A 17,744-nucleotide genomic window follows, 5' to 3' on the forward strand; every position below is an offset into this window, starting at 1 on the left:
CGACTATCCGCCGCTCTGCTGCGCTGGCGCCATGGTTGAAGACGAAGCGTGCGTGTCGTCCTGCCAACCCCCACCCAACGCTTTATACAGAGAGACCAGATCGGTGCTCACCTGCATCGTGCCCTGCGCATATTGCTGACGCGCTTCAGCCAATTGCCGTTCCGCATCGAGCACATTGATAAAACTGGTAATGCCTTTGCGATAGCTGTCGCGTGCCAGGTCGAACGATGCCTGCTGCGCCGCTACGCTATCGCCGAGCGAATCGCGCCGCGTCTGATCCGTGCGATACACGACGAGAGCGTTATCCACATCGCGCAGCGCCATCAGTACCGTCTTACGATAATCGAGCGCCGCTTCGGCTTGCTGCGCCTTCGACATCTGCAAATTGGACACCAGTGCGCCGCCCTGGAAAATCGGCAGCGAGATACTCGGTCCAAACGAGTAGAACAGAGACGACCACCTGGAGAGATAGCTCGCACTGGTCGCGCGTGTTCCCACCTGGCCCGTCAGCGACACGTCGGGATAGAACTGCGCAACTGCGACGCCGACATTGGCCGTAGCCGCATGCAGACTGGCCTCCGCACGCCGGATGTCCGGACGGCGGCGCGCCAGGGTGGATGGCAAACCCACCGGCACGGTGGGCGGCACCGGCGGCACCGCAGCGGGTGTGCCGAGTTGCGCCTCCAGTGCGCCGGGCGGCTCGCCGACCAGATAAGCAAGACCGTTCAGCGCCTGCGCAATCTGTTGCTCATATTGCGGCAATTGCGCCTGCGTCTGCGCCAGTTGCGCGGTGGCACTCTTCACATCGAGTTCACTGGCAAGCCCGACCTTCGCCTGACTCTGTGTCAACTCGACGATCTCGCGTTGCTGGTCGACGAGACTGACGGCAATGTCGTGCAACGCCTGCGCGCCGCGTAGTTGCATGTACGTCTGTGCGACCTCGGCTTCGAGCGACAGCAGTGCGTCGTTACGGCTTTCAATTGCCTCGCTGGTTTGCGCATTGGCAGCTTCGACCGAGCGGCGTACGCGCCCGAACAGATCCAGTTCCCACGATGCATCGAAGCCGACTTGCCACAGGTTGATCGGCGCCGTCAGCTGATTCAGCACGTTGTTTGCGCCGTTTTGCAACGTGGCGCCTGCGCCTGGCGCGATCGCGTTGACGGGCGAATTCGGCGCGCCGAGTTGATTGACCTTGTCGTACACGCCGCCTGATTCAAGAAAGCCTTTTACGCCGAGCTGTTCACGCTGGTAGCTGCCGGTGGCACGCACGTCCGGCAATCCCTGCGCCGCGGCACTCTGAACCTGCGTACGCGCCTCGGCAATACGCAATACCGCTTCCTGCAGGTCCAGATTGCTGCGGGCGGCGCGCTCGATCAGCGCGTCGAGCGTAGGGTCGCTGAAGTTGCGCCACCAGTGCGGATCAGGATCGGTGTCGAGCGTGGGAACCGACGCCACGCTGGCCTCGGACGCGCCCGTGGCGCTCGCCGCTGTGCGCTGCGGATCATGCCATTGCGCCGGTACGTCGGCGTTCGGCGCATGGAAATCAGGACCGACCGTGCAACCGGCCAGCAGCAGGGCGAGCGTCACGGACGTCAGCCGGAAATTGAACCTCGCGCGCGTCATCTCAATGTCCTCCAGCGCCGCCGGCCGCCTTCGCCGGAGAAAAGAAGAACGTCATCGGAATGCAGAGCGCACAAAAAATGGCGAGGATCGCGAAGACGTCGATATAAGCGAGAATGGTCGATTGGGAAATGAACTCGTTGTACATGTGGCCAGTGGCAGTTTGGGTGGCCTGCGAAAACGGCACGCCGGTCATCTCGGCGATGGTCTGCGCGTTGCGTTGAATGGCGTCGTTGTAGTTCTGCGAAAACTGGGACATGTGACCGGACAAGTGAGCCATGCGAGCCTGGGAGCGCTCGCGGATCAGCGCGGTCGACAGCGAAATGCCGATCGACCCCGCCACGTTGCGAAACATCGTGAATAGCGCCGACGCGTCGTCGTTCAGGCGCGGCGGCACGGTCAGATAGGCGAGTGTCGTAATCGGCACGAACAGGAAACCGATGGCGAGCGATTGCGCGCTACGCATTTTCACCAGCGTTGCATAGTCGATGTTCGGCACGAGCCGGTGCGAATACATCAACGAGGCAGCGAGTAACGCAAAGCCGGTGGCGACCAGAAAGCGCGTCTGCACATAAGGCATCAGCTTGCTGATGATTGGAATTTCCAGCACGATCAACACAGCGCCCGGCGACAGCACGAGCCCAGCGAGCATCGCCGTATAACCGAGTTGCTGTTGGGCGAGTTGCGGCACCAGCACCGCACTGCCGTACAGAATCGTCGCGAATGCGCCGATCGTCGCACAGCCGAGCGCGAAGTTACGATCCTTCAGACAGCGCAGGTCGACCACCGGCTTCTTCGTATAAAGCAGCCAGACTATGGCGCCGGTAATCCCTGCCACCGCGAGCACCGCGAACGTGCGAATAAAGTTCGACGAGAACCAGTCCGCATCTTCGCCGCGATCGAGCATCACTTGCAGACAGCCAAGCCCGATCGCGATCAGCGTAATGCCGATGTAATCGACCGATACTTTCGAGTCGCCTTTCTTTTTCCACGGCGGATCTTCGACCAGTTGAAACACCGCGAGCGTGGTGATCACACCCACCGGTACGTTGAGTAGAAACACCCAGCGCCACGAGAAGTTATCGGTGATCCAGCCGCCAAGCGTGGGCCCCAGTACCGGCGCAACCACGATCGCCACCGCCGAAATCGAAAACGCGCGGCCGCGTTGTTCTGGCGGGAAGGTGTCGAGAATGATCGACTGCTGGTTCGGTTGAAGACCGCCGCCAAAAAAGCCCTGCAAAATACGGAAGACAATCAGTTGCCACAAGTCAGTGGCAATGCCGCAGAGAAACGAGCAGATTGTGAACGCGATAATGCAGACGAGAAAATAGCGTTTGCGGCCGAGTAGTCGTCCGAGAAAGCCGGAGATGGGCAGCACGATGCCATTGGCAACGAGATACGACGTCAGTGTCCACGTCGCTTCGTCATAACTGGCCGACATGGTGCCGGCAATATGCGGCAATGCGACGTTGACGATCGTCGTGTCGAGTACTTCCATGAATGCCGCAAGCGTCACGACAATCGCGATGAGCCACGGGTTAGCCGCCGGTTTCCAGTTCGATTGACTGCTGGCGGATGCGTCGGCTGAACTCATGCGCACCTCGCGTCAAAAGGGTGGCGCGAGGCGCGACAAGCTCTTGCGGCAACTCTGCGATAGCGGTTTATTGCGTAGTTTGCGCGCCTTGCGGAGGCTGGGTCGCGCCCGTTGCGCCGTTCGCTTTCTTCTCCGCATTCTGGACGTCCTGCGGATACTGCTGATCGGTCGCACTCGGCTGATATCCGTTCTGTTCGAGCTTCTTCAATTCCGCCTTCTTGGCACTGCGGGTGGTCGTACTGTTTTGCGAGGTCGCGGCAGGCTGCTGCGCCTGCACGAGATGCGCGCTCGCCACGGTCAGCACCGATGCAGCGACGACGCGGGCAAAGGTGCGACTGGCTTGACGTCCGAGGAACGGGTTCATGATGGGCTCCCTCAATGTGGCTTTCATGAAGCTCTTTCCAGCATGAAGCGTGCCTTGACGGGCGTTGAAGCTGAAGCGTGTGCAGTCGACGCCGCCACGCCGGCGAAAAAATCGTACGCGCAATGAGCGGCATCATTTCAGAAACACCTTTGGCGTCACCGACAAGCCGAGTGCGAGTGGATGATCGTGCGGCACGCCGTCGTCGATGACGATCTTCACCGGCACCCGCTGCACGATCTTCACGAAGTTGCCGGTGGCATTTTCAGCGGGAAACGCCGAGAAGCGCGAACCGGTGCCGAGCTGCACGCTATCGATGTGACCGTGCAAATGCAGTTGCGGAAACGCGTCGACGCCGACGGTGACCTTGTCTCCCGGACGCATCCGTTCAAGCTGGGACTCCTTGAAATTCGCCGTGACCCAGACCTCAGGCGTCACGATCGAGAAAAGCGCTACGCCCGCTTGCAGAAAGGTGCCCAGTTGCACATTGCGTCGTGTAATCCAGCCATCGGACGGCGAGCGCACTTCGCAATAAGACAGATTCAATTGCGCCTGCTCGAGTTGGGCTTCGGCTTGCTGAACCTGCTGACGGCGCTCTTCGACGGTTGCTTCAGTCTGACGGATCTGCTGCGGCACGAGGCTCGCGGTCTGTTGCTGCGCGCGCGCCTGCTCGACGCTGGCGCTGGCTGATTGCCGCTGCGCGTCGGCGGTATCGACGTTCTGTTGCGAGGTGGCACGCTGATCGACCGCATGCTGACGCACGTATTGCGCTTGCGCCTGGCGGAAATTCGCCTCAGCCGACGAGGTCTGCGCTTTAGCCTGACGGAACTGTGCCGGATATTGCACCCGCGCGATGTCGAGTTGGACTTCGGCCGCATGCAATTGCGCCTTTGCAAGGCCGACCTGCGCCTGCGCTTCGTCGACCTTCGCCTGATAGTCGCGCTTGTCGATGACGACCAGCAGATCGCCGCGGTGCACGTAGACGTTATCGTTGACGGCCAGATTCACCACATAGCCCGAGACTTTCGGCGCCATGGTGATTGCATTGCCGTCGGTGTACGCGTCGTCGGTGGTGATCTGGTTACGGGTGGCGAACCACCAGACAAACGCAACGATCGCCAGAATAATCACCACGATGGCAAGAATGATCAGCGGCTTTTTGCCGGGCTTCTTGCGTTTGCCTTCATCGCCGTCGTCGCCATTTTTGCCGTTGCTTTTCTTGTTGCCGTCATCGTCTTCGCTGTCATCGCGACGTTGGCCGTCGTCTTTTTTCTCAGCAGATTTTCCGTCGTGTGCAGCTTGATTTTCTTGCTTATCCTGCTCGTCGTGAGCGGAGCCGGTCTCGTCTGACATGGCGATGCGTCCCGTCGTTTCAGAGGGTTGATAAAAGCGGGGCTAAGAAAACCGCCCGTCGATGCGTCGACGCATCGGGGCGGTTCTGGTCCAATTGAGGTGATAACGCAGAACGCCGCTTGACTAGCGGTGACTCAGCGCGCATCCGGTTTGTCGGCGGATGGCTTGTGCTTCGAGGGGGCGTCCTCATTCGGCACAATCTTCGTGGCGCCGCCCGTGGAGGGCGGATCGCTGGCGGGAAAGCTGTCTTCGACCTCTTTGTCGATCTGCTTTTCGCTCTTGTCGGCGTGCGGGTGCTTTTCCTTATGTGTTGTCATAGCGACTTCTCCTTCCGATTCCTTCAGGTAACCCATCAAGCGCGCGATGTCACGATTAATGACGGTGCGCGATTCACAAGATGATCTCCAGCGCATGCGCGCGCGAAAGCCCACCACCCATCGCGTCGATCAAACGCGCGGTGTGTGCTTCGCGTTCGCAGGCCAGCACGGCGACCACGTTGCCGTCTTTCACATACAGCGCGACGAATTGCTGCTGTTCCAGTTCGCCGTCGACCACGATTTCGTCCCACTCGTTCGCATGGCCGAGATATTCGAAGCGCTTGCCGAAGTGATAAGTCCAGAAGTACGGCACACCCATGTAGTGATTTCGCGCACCGCACATGTTTTCCGCTGCGATTCGTGCATGTTGTTGCGCGACGCGCCAGTGTTCGACACGCAACGGTTCCTGGTTTTCGTGCAGCGAGAACACCGCGATATCGCCTGCCGCGTAGAGACCCGGCGCAGCCTGCATGCCCGCATTGACGATCACGCCGCCGTCCTTCTGCAACGGCAATCCTTCGACAAACCCGGTTGCAGGAGCAACGCCCGTGCCTAACAGCACGACGTCGGCGGCAATGTGTTCGCCGCCTTCGAGCATCACCTCGTGCACATTGCCTTCTTCGCCTTCGAGCGATGCCACCTTCGCGCCGAGATGAAACACCACACCATTGCGTTCATGCAACGCGCGGAACATCTGGCCCGCACGTTCGCCGAACTGCTTTTCAAACGGGATGGTCTCGGGGGAAATCACGCTGACCGGCGTGCCGCGCTTGCGCAGTGCAGACGCTGTTTCCAGACCGATAAAGCTGCTGCCGAGAATCGCCACCCGCACCTGTTGGGCGTTTTCGCCGAGCGCGTCGACTAGCGCGCCGGCATCGTCGAGATTGCGTAACACGTGTACGCCGCCTAGCTCCCGGCCGGGGAGGTGGGGGATCTTCGGCACGCTGCCGGTGGCGAGCAGGGCCGTGTCGTAAGTCAGCGTGCCGCCGGTGTCGAAATGCAGCGTCCGGGCGGGCACATCCAGGCGCACGACTTTGGTCACGATTCGCTCGACGTCATGCAATTCGAGCCAGCCGGCGGCGAGCAGCGGCGGTACATCTGCGGTCGCCATCTCCATTGACGGGACGAATTTGCTCAATGCAGTGCGATCGTAAGGTGCGTGCGGTTCGTCGCCGACCAGCGTGATGCGGCCGCCAAAGCCGCATTCACGCAACGCCGCGCACGCGGCCGCGCCAGCCGCTCCTGCGCCGATCACAACGTAATGGGGATTTCGTTCGATGGCCCGCTGCACCGGTTGACGCAATTTCTCCGGCGTGACCATCACGTCGTCGCCGCTCACGACGACCGGATAGCGCGCGAGCGCCACGAGTGCGGGCGGTTCGAGAACGTTGCCGGTGGCGACGTCGAAGGCCGCCTTGTGCCACGGACAAATAATCCGGCCATGACAGATTGCCCCTTTCTCCAGCGGGCCACCCGCATGCGGACAGTCGGCCGCGTACGCATGCACCGTGTCGCCGTCGCGGACCAGCAGGATCTGTTCGTCGCCCACAACGACGCGCTCAGCGCAATCCGGTCGCAATTGCGACAACTGCGCAACGCGTTGTGCATTCGTGGGCATGATCGGTTCCTCGCGAAGTGTGCGGGTCAGGATTGACGCAAAAGCCGTGCGGCGCTTGTGCGTCAGCAATCCCTATGCCCGGAAAAATCCTCATGAAAATGGGTGGTTTCCAGGCTGAACATACTTTGGAGAACCGCCGAAGTGCGGTAAATTCAGGGAAAAGGAAATAGCGCGCGAACACCGGCGCGGCAATCCGGTACCTGACATCCCACCAACAACTTTTCATGGAGATCGTGACCGTGCAGCGTGCGGAACGTGTCGCAGTCGATTTCCCCATGCCGTCGCGTAATTTCGCGGCGACGCGGCGCATGTTGTTGATCGTGCTTGCCGTTTCGATCGTGTTTCCGCTGGCCTGCCTCGCGGGCTATGGCTATTTCGATTACCAGCGTCGCATTGCTGATTCAAACGACATGATCGATCGGCTCGCGCGCGTCAGCGAAGAGCAGGCTGTCAAGGTGCTGGACCTGAATCAGCAGATGGCCTCGCGGGTCGTCGAGTTACTCGGCAATTCAGACGAGGCGCAGATTCGCGCACGCCAGCAGGAACTGCACGATCGCCTGCTGCAGATTGGCGGCGACTTTCCGCAGGTGTCGTCCATTTACGTGCTTGGCGCGACTGGCGACCTGCTCGTGTCGAGCCTCGCCTATCCCGCGCCGTCCATGTCGATCGAACAGCGCGAGGACTTCCGGGCGGCGAAAGCGATGCGGCCGCAGCCGTATTTCTCGCTGCCCATGTACGGCACGGTGTCGAAAAACCATGTATTCACTACCGCCACCGGTCGCTCGGGCGCCGACGGCCAGTTCCTCGGCGTGGTGGCGGTCGCGCTGCGCAACGAGTACTTCGCTCGGTTTTACGAAGAGCTGACCAACGGCGACTCTTCGCTGGCGCTCGCGCTATACCGGCAGGACGGCAATCTGCTGGTGCGCTATCCGCCATGGGCGAACGGCGCGAAGCCCACCACACAAAGTGCTTTCACGCAGGTCATGCGCGACCGGCAACTGTTCGGACATATCCGCCTGAAGTCGACCGTAGACGGCGTCGAGCGGCTGGTCGCGTTTCGCCGCGTAGGCGACTATCCGCTTTACGTCATGAGCGCTTATGCGATCTCGTCGATTGCCGCAGCGTGGCGGCAGCATTTCATCCTGATGGCCGCGCTCACGGCGGTGCCCTGCATCGCGATCTGGCTGCTGGTGTTCTATTCGCTGCGTCAACTGGAAGGCGAGCGCCGCGCGTGGGAGCGCTGGCAGGGCGAGGTGGCCATGCGGCTGTCGGCCGAAGCATCGAGCCGTCAGTTGCAACGAATGGGCGCACTCGGCAATCTGGTCGCCAACGTCGCGCACGACTTCAATAACCTGCTGATGGTGGTCTCGGCCAACACCGAACTCGCGCGGATCAAGAACTACAACAACCTCGAGAAAGAAGTCCTCGCGGTGGAACGCGCGACCGCTACCGCCGAATCGCTGACACGCCGGCTTTTGAGTGTGGCGCGCAAACAGCCGCTCAAACAGGAACAGGTCGAGCTCGCGCGCTGGCTGCCCGCCGCCGCGCCGCTAATCGACGCCGCGCTCGGCGACACCGTCGAACTGGCGTTGAACATGGTCGATAACGTGTGGCCGGTGCTGGCCGATCCAACCGACCTCGAATTCGCGATCATGAACCTCGCCGTCAACGCGCGCGATGCAATGCCGCGCGGCGGGCGCTTCGTGATTCGCTGCCAGAACAATCGTCTGGTGGGCAGCGACACCTTGTTGCCCGACGGCGAATACGTGCTGATTGCCTGCTCCGACGACGGCGAAGGGATGCCCGAGGCAGTCGCGCGGCGCGCGTTCGAGCCGTTGTTCACCACCAAGTTGCGCGGTTCCGGCACCGGCTTGGGTCTCGCCCAGGTGCTGTCGATGTGCGAGCAGGCTGGCGGTACGGCCAAGATCGACAGCGTGCCGGGCAGTGGCACGACGGTGCGGCTGTATTTGCCGCGTCACCGCGAGCGTACGGCCACCGCGAGTGCCGAGGCCACGCAGCAGTCGGTAGCCGGTCCGCTGGGCGTCGTTCTGCTGGTGGAAGACAACGAAGACGTCGCCGCTGGTGTGGCGGCCGTGCTGGAAACGTTCGGCTGCGAAGTGCGCCACGAACCGAGCGCCGATCAGGCGCTCGACGTACTGACCGGCGGCGCACGCTTCGAACTCGTGCTATCCGATATCCAGATGCCAGGCAAACTCAATGGCATCGACCTCGCGGAAAAAGTCCGCAGCGCGTGGCCGTCGCAGAAAATCGCCTTGATGACGGGCTACGCCGACGAACTCGACCGCGCGCGGCGCCTCGGCGTGGCGATTCTGGCAAAGCCGTTCAATATCGACGATCTGCACGCGCTGGTCGCTTGCGAACCGTAAAGTCCGTCAGCCATTACACGCCGAATGCTGTGCATCGCTCGCAAGCCTGCGTGTTTAAAACGTTTGACGCGTCGCGGCACATCCCTTGCTGAAACGATGGTGAGGCTTGCGATTCCGGCTGGACCAGCCGGCGCAACCCACACTTCTTTTCGCACAGGAGAATCGTCATGAAGCTCAGCAGAAAGATCACTCAGGCATTGCTCGTTTCGTCGTTGCTCGCGGCTTCGTCCGTCGCGATGGCACAAGGTGCAGGCGGGGGTGGCGGCGGCCCAGCCGGTAATGACCCGAGTGGCGGCACCAATGCGGGCACCACGCGCGAGGGCGGCGACATGCAGGCATCGGGCGCCAAAGCGCATTCGAGCAAGCATCATATGAAGGGGTCGAAGAAGACGACGAAGCCCATGAACGACACTACCAACACGCCCGGAGCCGACGCGAGCAGCGACACGAAGGGACATTGAACCGGAGGCCGTCATCGCCGCGCTGTTGCTGAAATGAGTCTGAACGTTTGACGGCCTATCGACAGGAATGGTGCTTGCTCGACCGAACGGTGTGCGTGGCCGTCCGGCGTGAAGTTTGAAAACCTCCGGTGGACTCATGCGTTCATCCATCAGGAGCTCTTCCCATGACACTCAGCGACACCATCAAAGGCATGGTCGGCCTGGACCCCACGGGCCATGCCGATCCCGACATGAAGGCGGTCCTCGACGCGCTCAAAAGTCTCAACCCGAAACCGATAGAAGATTGCACCGTCGACGAAGCAAGACGGCAGCCGACTCCTGCCGACGCGGTCAAAACGCTGATGAACAACCCCGCGTTCAGCGCGCGGCCGTCGCCGGAACTGGAAGCGGTGCGCACCGAAGATATCGTGATTCCGGGCGCACTTGGCAGTAATCCGGCGCGGGTCTACAGGCCGCAAGGTGAGGGGCCGTTTCCGCTAATTCTGTATTTTCATGGCGGCGGCTGGGTGATCGCCGATCTCGATACTTACGACGCCACGCCGCGGTCCATCGCTGCGCAGAGCAATGCGATCGTGGTGTCCGCGCATTACCGGCAGGCTCCCGAGCATCGCTTGCCGGCCGCGCACGACGACGCTTTCGCCGCGTGGCGCTGGCTGGTCGACAGTGCGGCGAGCCTGGGCGGCGACCCGCAGAAAATTGCAGTAATGGGCGAAAGCGCGGGCGGCAATCTGGCAATCAACGTGTCGATTCGTGCTCGAGACATGGGTAGAGAGGCGAACACACCGATGCCGATTCACCAGGCGCTGATCTACCCGGTGGCGAGCAACAACATCGTGTCGGTCTCCTACGAGGAGAACCGCAACGCGCGCCCGTTGAGCAAGCCGATGATGCTGTGGTTCGTGCATAACGTGATCAATAGCGAGAGCGATCTGACGAGTCCGTTGATCGATGTGGTCAGCGCCGATCTGTCAGGCCTGCCGCCGACCGCAATCGTGACCGCCGGCATCGATCCGCTGCGTTCAGACGGCGAAAAGCTCGCGCAAAAACTGCAAAGCGCCGGTGTGGCAGTCGAGCATCGCAATTATCGCGGCGCGACGCATGAGTTCTTTGGGATGGCGGCAGTGGTGCAGGCCGCGCGCGATGCGCAGACTTTTGTTTCGCTGGCGCAGCGACAGGCGTTTGGCGGCGTTCCGCTGGAGAGCGTTTGAATAGCGTGTGCGTCGTTGTTTCAGCTTGCGTGAGAAGAGAGCGGTGCGAGAGCTCAGCCGCTCTTTATACCGTGCGCGTTGTTATGGCTCACTCGCCGATCAGATGCAACACGATGTCGCGATGCTGCGTATGACGGCGATGTTCAAACAGATATAAGCCTTGCCAGGTGCCGAGCACCATCTGCCCATGTTCGACCGGCACCGATAATTGAACCTGAGTGAGCGCGGTGCGCAGATGGGCTGGCATGTCGTCCGGTCCTTCGGCGTCGTGTTCGTAACGTTCGGCGTCCTCCGGCGCGAGGCTCGCGAAATAGCGCTCGAGATCGCGCTGCACCGAAGGGTCGGCGTTTTCCTGGATCAGCAGCGACGCGGACGTGTGACGGCAAAACAGCGTGAGCAGGCCGATGCGGATCGCTTCGCCGGTGACGAAGCGGCGCACTTCGTCGGTGAATTCGACGAGGCCGCGGCTGCGGGCTTTGACACTAAGGTGGTGGATAGCTTGTCGCATGGTAGAGGGTCGATATGGCTGGCTTGCGGTGCACCTTCAGGCGGCGTCCGCTCAAAGCGCCGCAAACGCGTCCGCAATCTCCTCCGCACTCCGCGGACGAACCACACGCGCGAGTTCGGCGCCATCCCGCATGAACACGAGTGTCGGCCACAGCTTGACCTTGAATGAGCGCCCCAGCGGCCGGCCCGGCCCATCTTCGATTTTCAGATGCCTGACGTCGGCATGCGGTCCGAAAGCCTCGACAATCGACGCTTGCGCCCCTTGGCAATAGCCGCACCAGTCTGTGCCGAATTCGATGACGGTCACGCCGGGCAGCGCGTCGACATCAGCGCGCGACGGGGCGTGTGAGGAATAGGCTGTCTGGGTTGCCATGCGTGCTCCGGTGCGGTTTGGTCTTTGCAATATTCACGGTCTTCACGGGCAGGGCGACCCGCCAATCCGGGCTGACCCGGCATTGCCTGCGTGTGAATCCGTCAAGATTAGCAGCTATGCTGCGGATCGTCAGCGAGGCGCGCTTTCAGCGATGCATCAGGAACAGCGTGCCGCCGATTTCGCGAATCGTGTGCAAACTCTCATGGTTGACGCCGCGGCGTGTTAAACATCGTTCCGTGCCGTCACTGGATGACGGGTGTATCGCGTTTAGGCAAATTCAGGAACGTTTGGGAAAAGAAATGGGAGAGAGGATCTACCTGCAATACCCCGGCAACGGCGAACCGGTCGCGGTCGCGACGGGCTTCAGTTGGGGCGCCTGCCTGCTCGGATTTTTCTGGGCGTTATCGAAGAAAATGTGGTTTGCCGCTTTTGTCATGCTGTCGGTCAGCATCATCCTGCTCAGCATGGGACTGTGGGGCGAGACCGCCGATCTGATCGGAACGGTTCTATCGATTCTGTTTGCCGTCGGCTGCGGTATCTATGGCAACCAGTGGCACCGATGGACACTCGAAAAGCGTGGCTACGTCGTGCTGTAGTGGACACGCGGCGGCGCTCTGCCGGCTGGCTCACCACCGCATCATTTCTTGCATTAACGCGTGACGCCCACCGGTATCGATACATGTCACGCGCTGTGTGTCGCTGCAAGCAACTCTGCTCAACTCGTCACGGAGGCATTTCATGCGCAATGCATTGGCGGTCGTTCCAGGTCCGAACCGCACCGATTCACGCACCGACTCCCGCACGCTGTTCCGTCGCGCTGTGTTTGGCGCGGCACTGGTTATCTCGTCAGCGGTTGCGCCGCTCACTTACGGCGCCGACGCGACCGTCACGCCGGGCGCGACCAGTGCTTCCACCGCATCCACTGCGCCCGCTGCCCAACCCGGCACGGCAACCCCCGCGCCCGACGACACCTTCCTGCTCACCATCTTCCTGCGCCACGACGAATCCAAACCGTTACCGAAGATCAACGACCAGTTGGCCGCACAAGGCTTCTTCAAAACGTTCCCGCCGCCGGGCATCGAGGTCGTGTCGTGGTACGTGATGATGGGCATCGGCCAGGTCGTCACGTTGCGCGTGCCGGCGAGCCGGCTGCGTGAAGTGAACCGCGCGATCGAGACGACCGCGTGGGGCGGCTATCGAACCGAGTTTTATCCGACCTACGATTACAAAGCTCAAGCCCAGCAAATGCGTGCAACAGATGGTAAGTAGCACGCAGCATGCAGCCAGTTTGCCGGCAACGTGATGCAACCTAAATCTGGGACGAATGTGGGACGAAACGGCGCGGGTTTACGCGCCCGCAAGCTAGGTCGATAATGCCCCAGTTGTGCCGGCCACGAATCTCCCGGCGTGCATTTCGCACACCAGTTTCGCTCCAACTGACCCACCGTCCCCGTGTTGAAGACCTCACGTTTTTTCGACCTGCTTCGCATCCCTGGCTTCAAGCCGCTGGCCGCCGCCACCCTCATGCTGGGTGTGGCGATGTCATTCACCGCTCCCTATCTGTCGTTGTTCGGCGTCGAGCGCGCCGGCATGACGCCGCTCAGGCTCGGCATCTTCATGACGCTGATCGCCGCGAGCGGGGTGCTTGCCAGTACGCTCGCGGGTCGATGGAGCGACGCTAGCGGCCGGCATCGGCCGTTACTGCTGGCGGCGCTGATTGCCGCGGCGCTCGGCTATTTATGTTTATGCGTGGTGCGTGATTACCGGTTGTTGCTGGTGGTCGGCATCGTTTTTATCGGCGCGGGCGGCTCGGCCATTTCGATGGTGTTCTCTTTCAGCCGCGCCGCGTTACCGGTACCAGACCCGCAGGAACGCGTGTTCGCCAGTGCGACGTTGCGGACCATTCTGTCGGCGGCGTGGGTGTTCGGGCCGTCGGTCGGTGCGCTGGTGCTGGCGGCGACCAGCTTCTACGGGCTGTTCCTGTTTGCGGCGGCGAGCTTTGCGACCTGCGGGTTCATCGTCTGGAAAATGCAGGAGCCGCAGGGTCATCTCGGCGATCACACGGTGGAGGACACCGCGTCGGAGCCATCGGCGTCGATCACCGTGCCGCCGCTGACCGCGCCGGGTGACGAAGCGCATGAAGACCTGCCAGGTGTCGCGTCGGCGAACGATATCGGCCGCGCGGTGGCCGCGCTGACGCTGCTCGGGCTGGCCGCGAACGCGACCATGATCGTGTTGCCGCTATACATCGTGCACGGGTTGAACGGCACGCATCTGGACGTCTCGGTGATGCTCGGTCTCGGCGCCCTGATGGAGATTCCGATGATGCTCGCGCTCGGCGCGAAGTCGTCCACGCTGCACAAGCCGAACTGGCTGGCCGCATGTGCGGCGGTGCACGCGGTGTATTTCGTCGGCATGTCGCTGGCGGGCACAGTCCATGTGCTGATCCCGATGCAGATGCTCAATGCGTTTGTCGTCGCCGTCACGTCGTGTCTCGGCATGACCTATGTGCAGGATCTGATGCCGCATGCGCCAGGCAGGGCGACCGCACTGTTCTTCAACGCCGCGCGGGTCGGCTCGATTCTGTCGGGCGTGTTGTCGGGCTTGCTGGTGCAGGCGTTCAGCTATCGCGGCACGTTTCTGTTCTGCGGCTTACTGGCGTTGTGCGCGCTGGTGCTGTTCGCAGTGCCGGGTTATCGCTATCCGTTGATGTGGCGCGCGGTGAAGCGGTTTGCCGTCGAACAGTATGCGAAGACCCAGGCAAGGCGCAGTTAGTTCGAGTGCCCATGCGCGAGCGAATGCGGTTAGCTGGGTGGCCATGCGAACGCGCGTGTGCTCGCGCGTTCGCAGCGGATAACGCCGCTGCGCAACCTCGTATGTAAGCTGATAGTCAGCCGGTTGAAACTGGCGCGAAGCAACTGCACGATCCGTTCGAAAGAAACTGAAGCACGCCACCCGCGCGCAATCTCGCGCAAATCGCGCGCAAATCTCATTGCCAGGAACTTTACGCCGCGCCACGCCTCTGCAAAGAGGCGTATCGTCTTTTGACACGCGCGGCGCCGCCCGTTTTTCCGTTGCCGTTTGCAGCATGACCGAAGGGCGGCTAACGTGTGTCCGTCGCGAGCGCATCGGCGCGGCTACAGTGGGTGGAGTCCTGCGAGGTCGCCAGCCAAGCTTGGCGAAATATCCAGCGGTACGGATAACCCCGCAACCCGACATAGCCGCGAGACGACGAACCCAGATCAAGCAACGCAACGACGCACTTTCCGGAGCGAGATATGCAGCTAGGCATGATTGGATTGGGACGCATGGGCGCCGACATGGTGCGACGCCTGACGAAGGGCGGTCAGCAATGTATCGCTTACGACGTACAGGCCGCCGCGGTCGAGAAACTGAAACAGGACGGCGTAGCGGGCGCTTCATCGCTCGAAGACCTGGTCGCACAACTCGACAAGCCGCGCGCGGTGTGGCTGATGGTGCCCGCCGCCGTCGTCGACTCGACATTGGAGAAACTCGTGCCGCTGCTGGAACCGGGCGACATCGTGATCGACGGCGGCAACTCGTACTATCACGACGACATCCGGCGCGGCAATGAGCTCGGCGCGCGTCAGCTTCACTATGTGGACGTCGGCACGAGCGGCGGCGTTGCGGGTCGGGAGCGCGGCTACTGCCTGATGATCGGCGGCGAGGCGGATGTCGTGAAGCGGCTCGAGCCGATTTTCTCGACGTTGGCGCCGGGCGCGGGCTCGGCACCGGCCACACCGGGCCGTCAGGCTGGCACCAGTACCGCCGACCAGGGCTTTCTGCATTGCGGGCCGCAAGGCGCCGGCCATTTCGTGAAGATGGTCCACAACGGCATCGAATATGGAATGATGGCCGCGTACGCCGAAGGCCTGAACATTCTCCATCACGCCGACGCCGGCAAGCATGCGCGTGAAGTCGATGCGGAGACCTCGCCGCTGCGCCGTCCCGAGTTGTACCAGTACGATCTCAATCTTGCCGACGTCACCGAGGTCTGGCGGCGCGGCAGTGTGATCGGTTCGTGGCTGCTGGACCTGATCGCCGGATCGCTGGTCAGCGACGCCGATCTGAAGAATTACGCGGGACGGGTGTCGGATTCAGGCGAAGGACGCTGGACCGTGGCGGCTGCGATCGATGAAGGTGTGCCCACGCCCGTGCTCAGCGCGGCGTTGTTCGCGCGCTTCAGCTCCCGTGGCGACGCGGACTTCGCGAATCGCGTGCTGTCGGCGATGCGGCATGATTTCGGCGGACATGTGGAAAAGGGCGCCGAGCCGTCCGGTGGGCAGAAAAGCTGATCCGTGCACCGCGTGCAGTGCCAGTTTCGAGGCCCAGCGCTCGAACGTCGGCCTTGAACCTGGCGCCACGCGTTAGCTGATCAACGGATCAGTGGATCAACCCATCCACCCGCCAAACCGTCTAACCAACCCAGGAAACCGCGATGCAAGCCACTACCTCCAACCCGCACGACGTCGTGTTTCTGTTCGACTGCGACAACACGTTGCTGGACAACGACCACGTGCTCTCGGATTTGCGCGCGCACATGATGCGGGAGTTCGGCGCGGAGAATAGCGCGCGGTATTGGGAGATTTTTGAAAACCTGCGCACGGAACTGGGTTACGCCGACTATCTGGGCGCGCTCCAGCGTTACCGGCTGGAGCATCCACGCGATACGAAGCTGTTACTGATGGCATCGTTTCTGATCGAGTATCCGTTTGCGAACCGGCTGTATCCGGGCGCGCTGGATGCGCTCAGGCACGTGGGGCAGAGCGGACCGACGGTGATTCTGTCGGACGGCGACGTGGTGTTCCAGCCGCGCAAGCTTGCGCGTTCGGGTCTATGGGACGAGGTCGAAGGGCGGGTGCTGATTTACATCCACAAGGAACTGATGCTCGATCAGGTGATGGAGTGTTACCCGGCGCGCCACTACGTGATGGTCGACGACAAGCTGCGAATTCTCACCGCGATGAAAAAGGCTTGGGGCGACCGGTTGACCACGGTCTTTCCGCGTCAGGGTCACTATGCTTTCGATCCGAAAGAGATCGCCAGCAATCCGCCCGCAGATGTGAGCGTCGAGCGGATTGGCGAACTGGCGGATATCGACGTGAATGCGCTGATACTGGCCGCGAAGGGATAACTCAGGAACCCAGTTCCTTCAGGCGCGCCTGCGCATCTGCGGCGCCCATGCGGGCCGCTGCACCGCCCGCCGTCACGCCATTCGCATCGCGGGCCTGCGGGTCCGCGCCGCGCGCGATCAGCAGTTCCATGATCGCCGTGCGATTGAACATCGCCGCCACCATCAACGCGGTGCGGCCATCCGGCGAAGCACCTTCGACATCCGCGCCATGCGCGAGCAGTGTTTCGATCACCTTGTCGAAACCTTTGAAAGCCGCGCCCGCGATCGGCGTTTGCCCATTGTCGTTGCGAAGGTTCGGATCGGCGCCACGTTCGAGCAGGGTCCGCACCGCATCCGCGTGACCGTGATAGCTTGCCAGCATCACGAGGCTGTCGCCCTTGTCGTTGCGCAGATTGGGCGGCACGCCTTTCTCGATGACGGCGGCGAGCATGGATGCATCGCCGCGACGGGCAAGGTCGAATACTTCCTGAGCGAGCGCGAGCAACTCGGGGTCCATCGGCGATTGAGAAGGCGGCGGGGTATCGGCGTGGTCCGTCAATGGAATCTCCTTGCGAGTGAAGCGGGACTGGCGCCGCGATGGCGCCGGAATATCGCTCAGGATACACATTTTGCTGCGTCGCCGCGCACCTCGCGCAGCGTTGAATCAAGCGCTCACGTCAACCCGAAAAGCTTGACCAGCAAAGCGAACACGCCGATCAGAACAGCGACGCCCGCCCACAGGATCACGAGCGAGAGAACGATTGTCACGAACACTTTGAGGGAGCTGGGTTTCGACATGGCGGCCATGGAA

Annotated in this window: 17 protein-coding genes; 8 read left to right on the forward strand and 9 right to left on the reverse strand. The window is 61.8% G+C overall.

The features are described from left to right. Window positions 1-3 precede the first annotated feature (3 nt). The 6 genes from LMG28727_RS05540 to LMG28727_RS05565 form a co-directional block, all read right to left on the reverse strand. Window positions 4-1,623 (reverse strand): efflux transporter outer membrane subunit, encoded by a 1,620-nt coding sequence (locus LMG28727_RS05540; RefSeq protein ID WP_201641285.1) that lies wholly within the window; start codon window positions 1,621-1,623, stop codon window positions 4-6. Window position 1,624: 1 nt separating this feature from the next. Beyond that, entirely contained in the window at window positions 1,625-3,214 is a 1,590-nt protein-coding gene (locus LMG28727_RS05545; RefSeq protein ID WP_201641286.1) for a DHA2 family efflux MFS transporter permease subunit, read from the reverse strand. A gap of 67 nt (window positions 3,215-3,281) precedes the next feature. Beyond that, window positions 3,282-3,578, reverse strand: a complete 297-nt coding sequence (locus LMG28727_RS05550; RefSeq protein ID WP_236591613.1) for a DUF4148 domain-containing protein — start codon at window positions 3,576-3,578, stop codon at window positions 3,282-3,284. 132 nt (window positions 3,579-3,710) lie between these two features. Then, window positions 3,711-4,928 carry an HlyD family secretion protein gene (locus LMG28727_RS05555; protein WP_201641288.1) on the reverse strand — a complete coding sequence of 406 codons (1,218 nt, stop codon included), beginning with the start codon at window positions 4,926-4,928 and terminating at the stop codon, window positions 3,711-3,713. Window positions 4,929-5,062: 134 nt separating this feature from the next. Then, entirely contained in the window at window positions 5,063-5,245 is a 183-nt protein-coding gene (locus tag LMG28727_RS05560) for a hypothetical protein (RefSeq protein ID WP_201641289.1), read from the reverse strand. Window positions 5,246-5,318: 73 nt separating this feature from the next. Further along, window positions 5,319-6,863 (reverse strand): FAD-dependent oxidoreductase, encoded by a 1,545-nt coding sequence (locus tag LMG28727_RS05565; RefSeq protein WP_201641290.1) that lies wholly within the window; start codon window positions 6,861-6,863, stop codon window positions 5,319-5,321. A gap of 224 nt (window positions 6,864-7,087) precedes the next feature. On the opposite strand from LMG28727_RS05565, the gene LMG28727_RS05570 reads away from it, so the two are divergent. The 3 genes from LMG28727_RS05570 to LMG28727_RS05580 all read left to right on the forward strand — a co-directional run bounded on the left by LMG28727_RS05570 (window position 7,088) and on the right by LMG28727_RS05580 (window position 10,919). Next, window positions 7,088-9,250, forward strand: a complete 2,163-nt coding sequence (locus LMG28727_RS05570) for a hybrid sensor histidine kinase/response regulator (RefSeq protein ID WP_236591614.1) — start codon at window positions 7,088-7,090, stop codon at window positions 9,248-9,250. 167 nt (window positions 9,251-9,417) lie between these two features. Continuing rightward, a complete protein-coding gene (locus LMG28727_RS05575) occupies window positions 9,418-9,711 on the forward strand; it encodes a hypothetical protein (protein WP_201641291.1) in 294 nt (97 codons plus the stop codon). 164 nt (window positions 9,712-9,875) lie between these two features. Continuing rightward, entirely contained in the window at window positions 9,876-10,919 is a 1,044-nt protein-coding gene (locus LMG28727_RS05580) for an alpha/beta hydrolase (RefSeq protein WP_201641292.1), read from the forward strand. An 88-nt stretch (window positions 10,920-11,007) separates the two neighbouring features. Here the strand turns inward: LMG28727_RS05580 and LMG28727_RS05585 are convergent, their stop codons facing one another. Both LMG28727_RS05585 and LMG28727_RS05590 read right to left on the reverse strand, forming a co-directional pair. Beyond that, complete coding sequence (locus LMG28727_RS05585; protein WP_201641293.1) at window positions 11,008-11,427, reverse strand: secondary thiamine-phosphate synthase enzyme YjbQ; 420 nt, start codon at window positions 11,425-11,427, stop codon at window positions 11,008-11,010. Between the two features lie 51 nt (window positions 11,428-11,478). Beyond that, window positions 11,479-11,799, reverse strand: a complete 321-nt coding sequence (locus tag LMG28727_RS05590) for a thioredoxin family protein (RefSeq protein ID WP_201641294.1) — start codon at window positions 11,797-11,799, stop codon at window positions 11,479-11,481. Window positions 11,800-11,915: 116 nt separating this feature from the next. On the opposite strand from LMG28727_RS05590, the gene LMG28727_RS34025 reads away from it, so the two are divergent. From LMG28727_RS34025 to LMG28727_RS05615, 5 genes are all read left to right on the forward strand, one after another. After that, window positions 11,916-12,395 carry a DUF2628 domain-containing protein gene (locus tag LMG28727_RS34025; protein ID WP_236591615.1) on the forward strand — a complete coding sequence of 160 codons (480 nt, stop codon included), beginning with the start codon at window positions 11,916-11,918 and terminating at the stop codon, window positions 12,393-12,395. Between the two features lie 238 nt (window positions 12,396-12,633). Beyond that, the gene (locus tag LMG28727_RS05600; RefSeq protein WP_407945830.1) at window positions 12,634-13,068 is read left to right on the forward strand and encodes a hypothetical protein; all 435 of its coding nucleotides are present in this window, start codon (window positions 12,634-12,636) and stop codon (window positions 13,066-13,068) included. Between the two features lie 183 nt (window positions 13,069-13,251). After that, complete coding sequence (locus LMG28727_RS05605) at window positions 13,252-14,574, forward strand: sugar efflux transporter (RefSeq protein WP_201641295.1); 1,323 nt, start codon at window positions 13,252-13,254, stop codon at window positions 14,572-14,574. 503 nt (window positions 14,575-15,077) lie between these two features. Then, on the forward strand, window positions 15,078-16,115 hold the full coding sequence (gnd, locus tag LMG28727_RS05610; RefSeq protein ID WP_201641296.1) for a phosphogluconate dehydrogenase (NAD(+)-dependent, decarboxylating): 1,038 nt from the start codon (window positions 15,078-15,080) through the stop codon (window positions 16,113-16,115). Window positions 16,116-16,258: 143 nt separating this feature from the next. Beyond that, on the forward strand, window positions 16,259-16,954 hold the full coding sequence (locus LMG28727_RS05615) for an HAD family hydrolase (protein WP_201641297.1): 696 nt from the start codon (window positions 16,259-16,261) through the stop codon (window positions 16,952-16,954). A gap of 1 nt (window position 16,955) precedes the next feature. Here the strand turns inward: LMG28727_RS05615 and LMG28727_RS05620 are convergent, their stop codons facing one another. Next, complete coding sequence (locus LMG28727_RS05620) at window positions 16,956-17,492, reverse strand: ankyrin repeat domain-containing protein (protein WP_201641298.1); 537 nt, start codon at window positions 17,490-17,492, stop codon at window positions 16,956-16,958. Window positions 17,493-17,744 lie beyond the last annotated feature (252 nt).

This window comes from Paraburkholderia metrosideri, assembly GCF_904848625.1.
In the GTDB taxonomy this organism is placed as follows: domain Bacteria; phylum Pseudomonadota; class Gammaproteobacteria; order Burkholderiales; family Burkholderiaceae; genus Paraburkholderia; species Paraburkholderia metrosideri.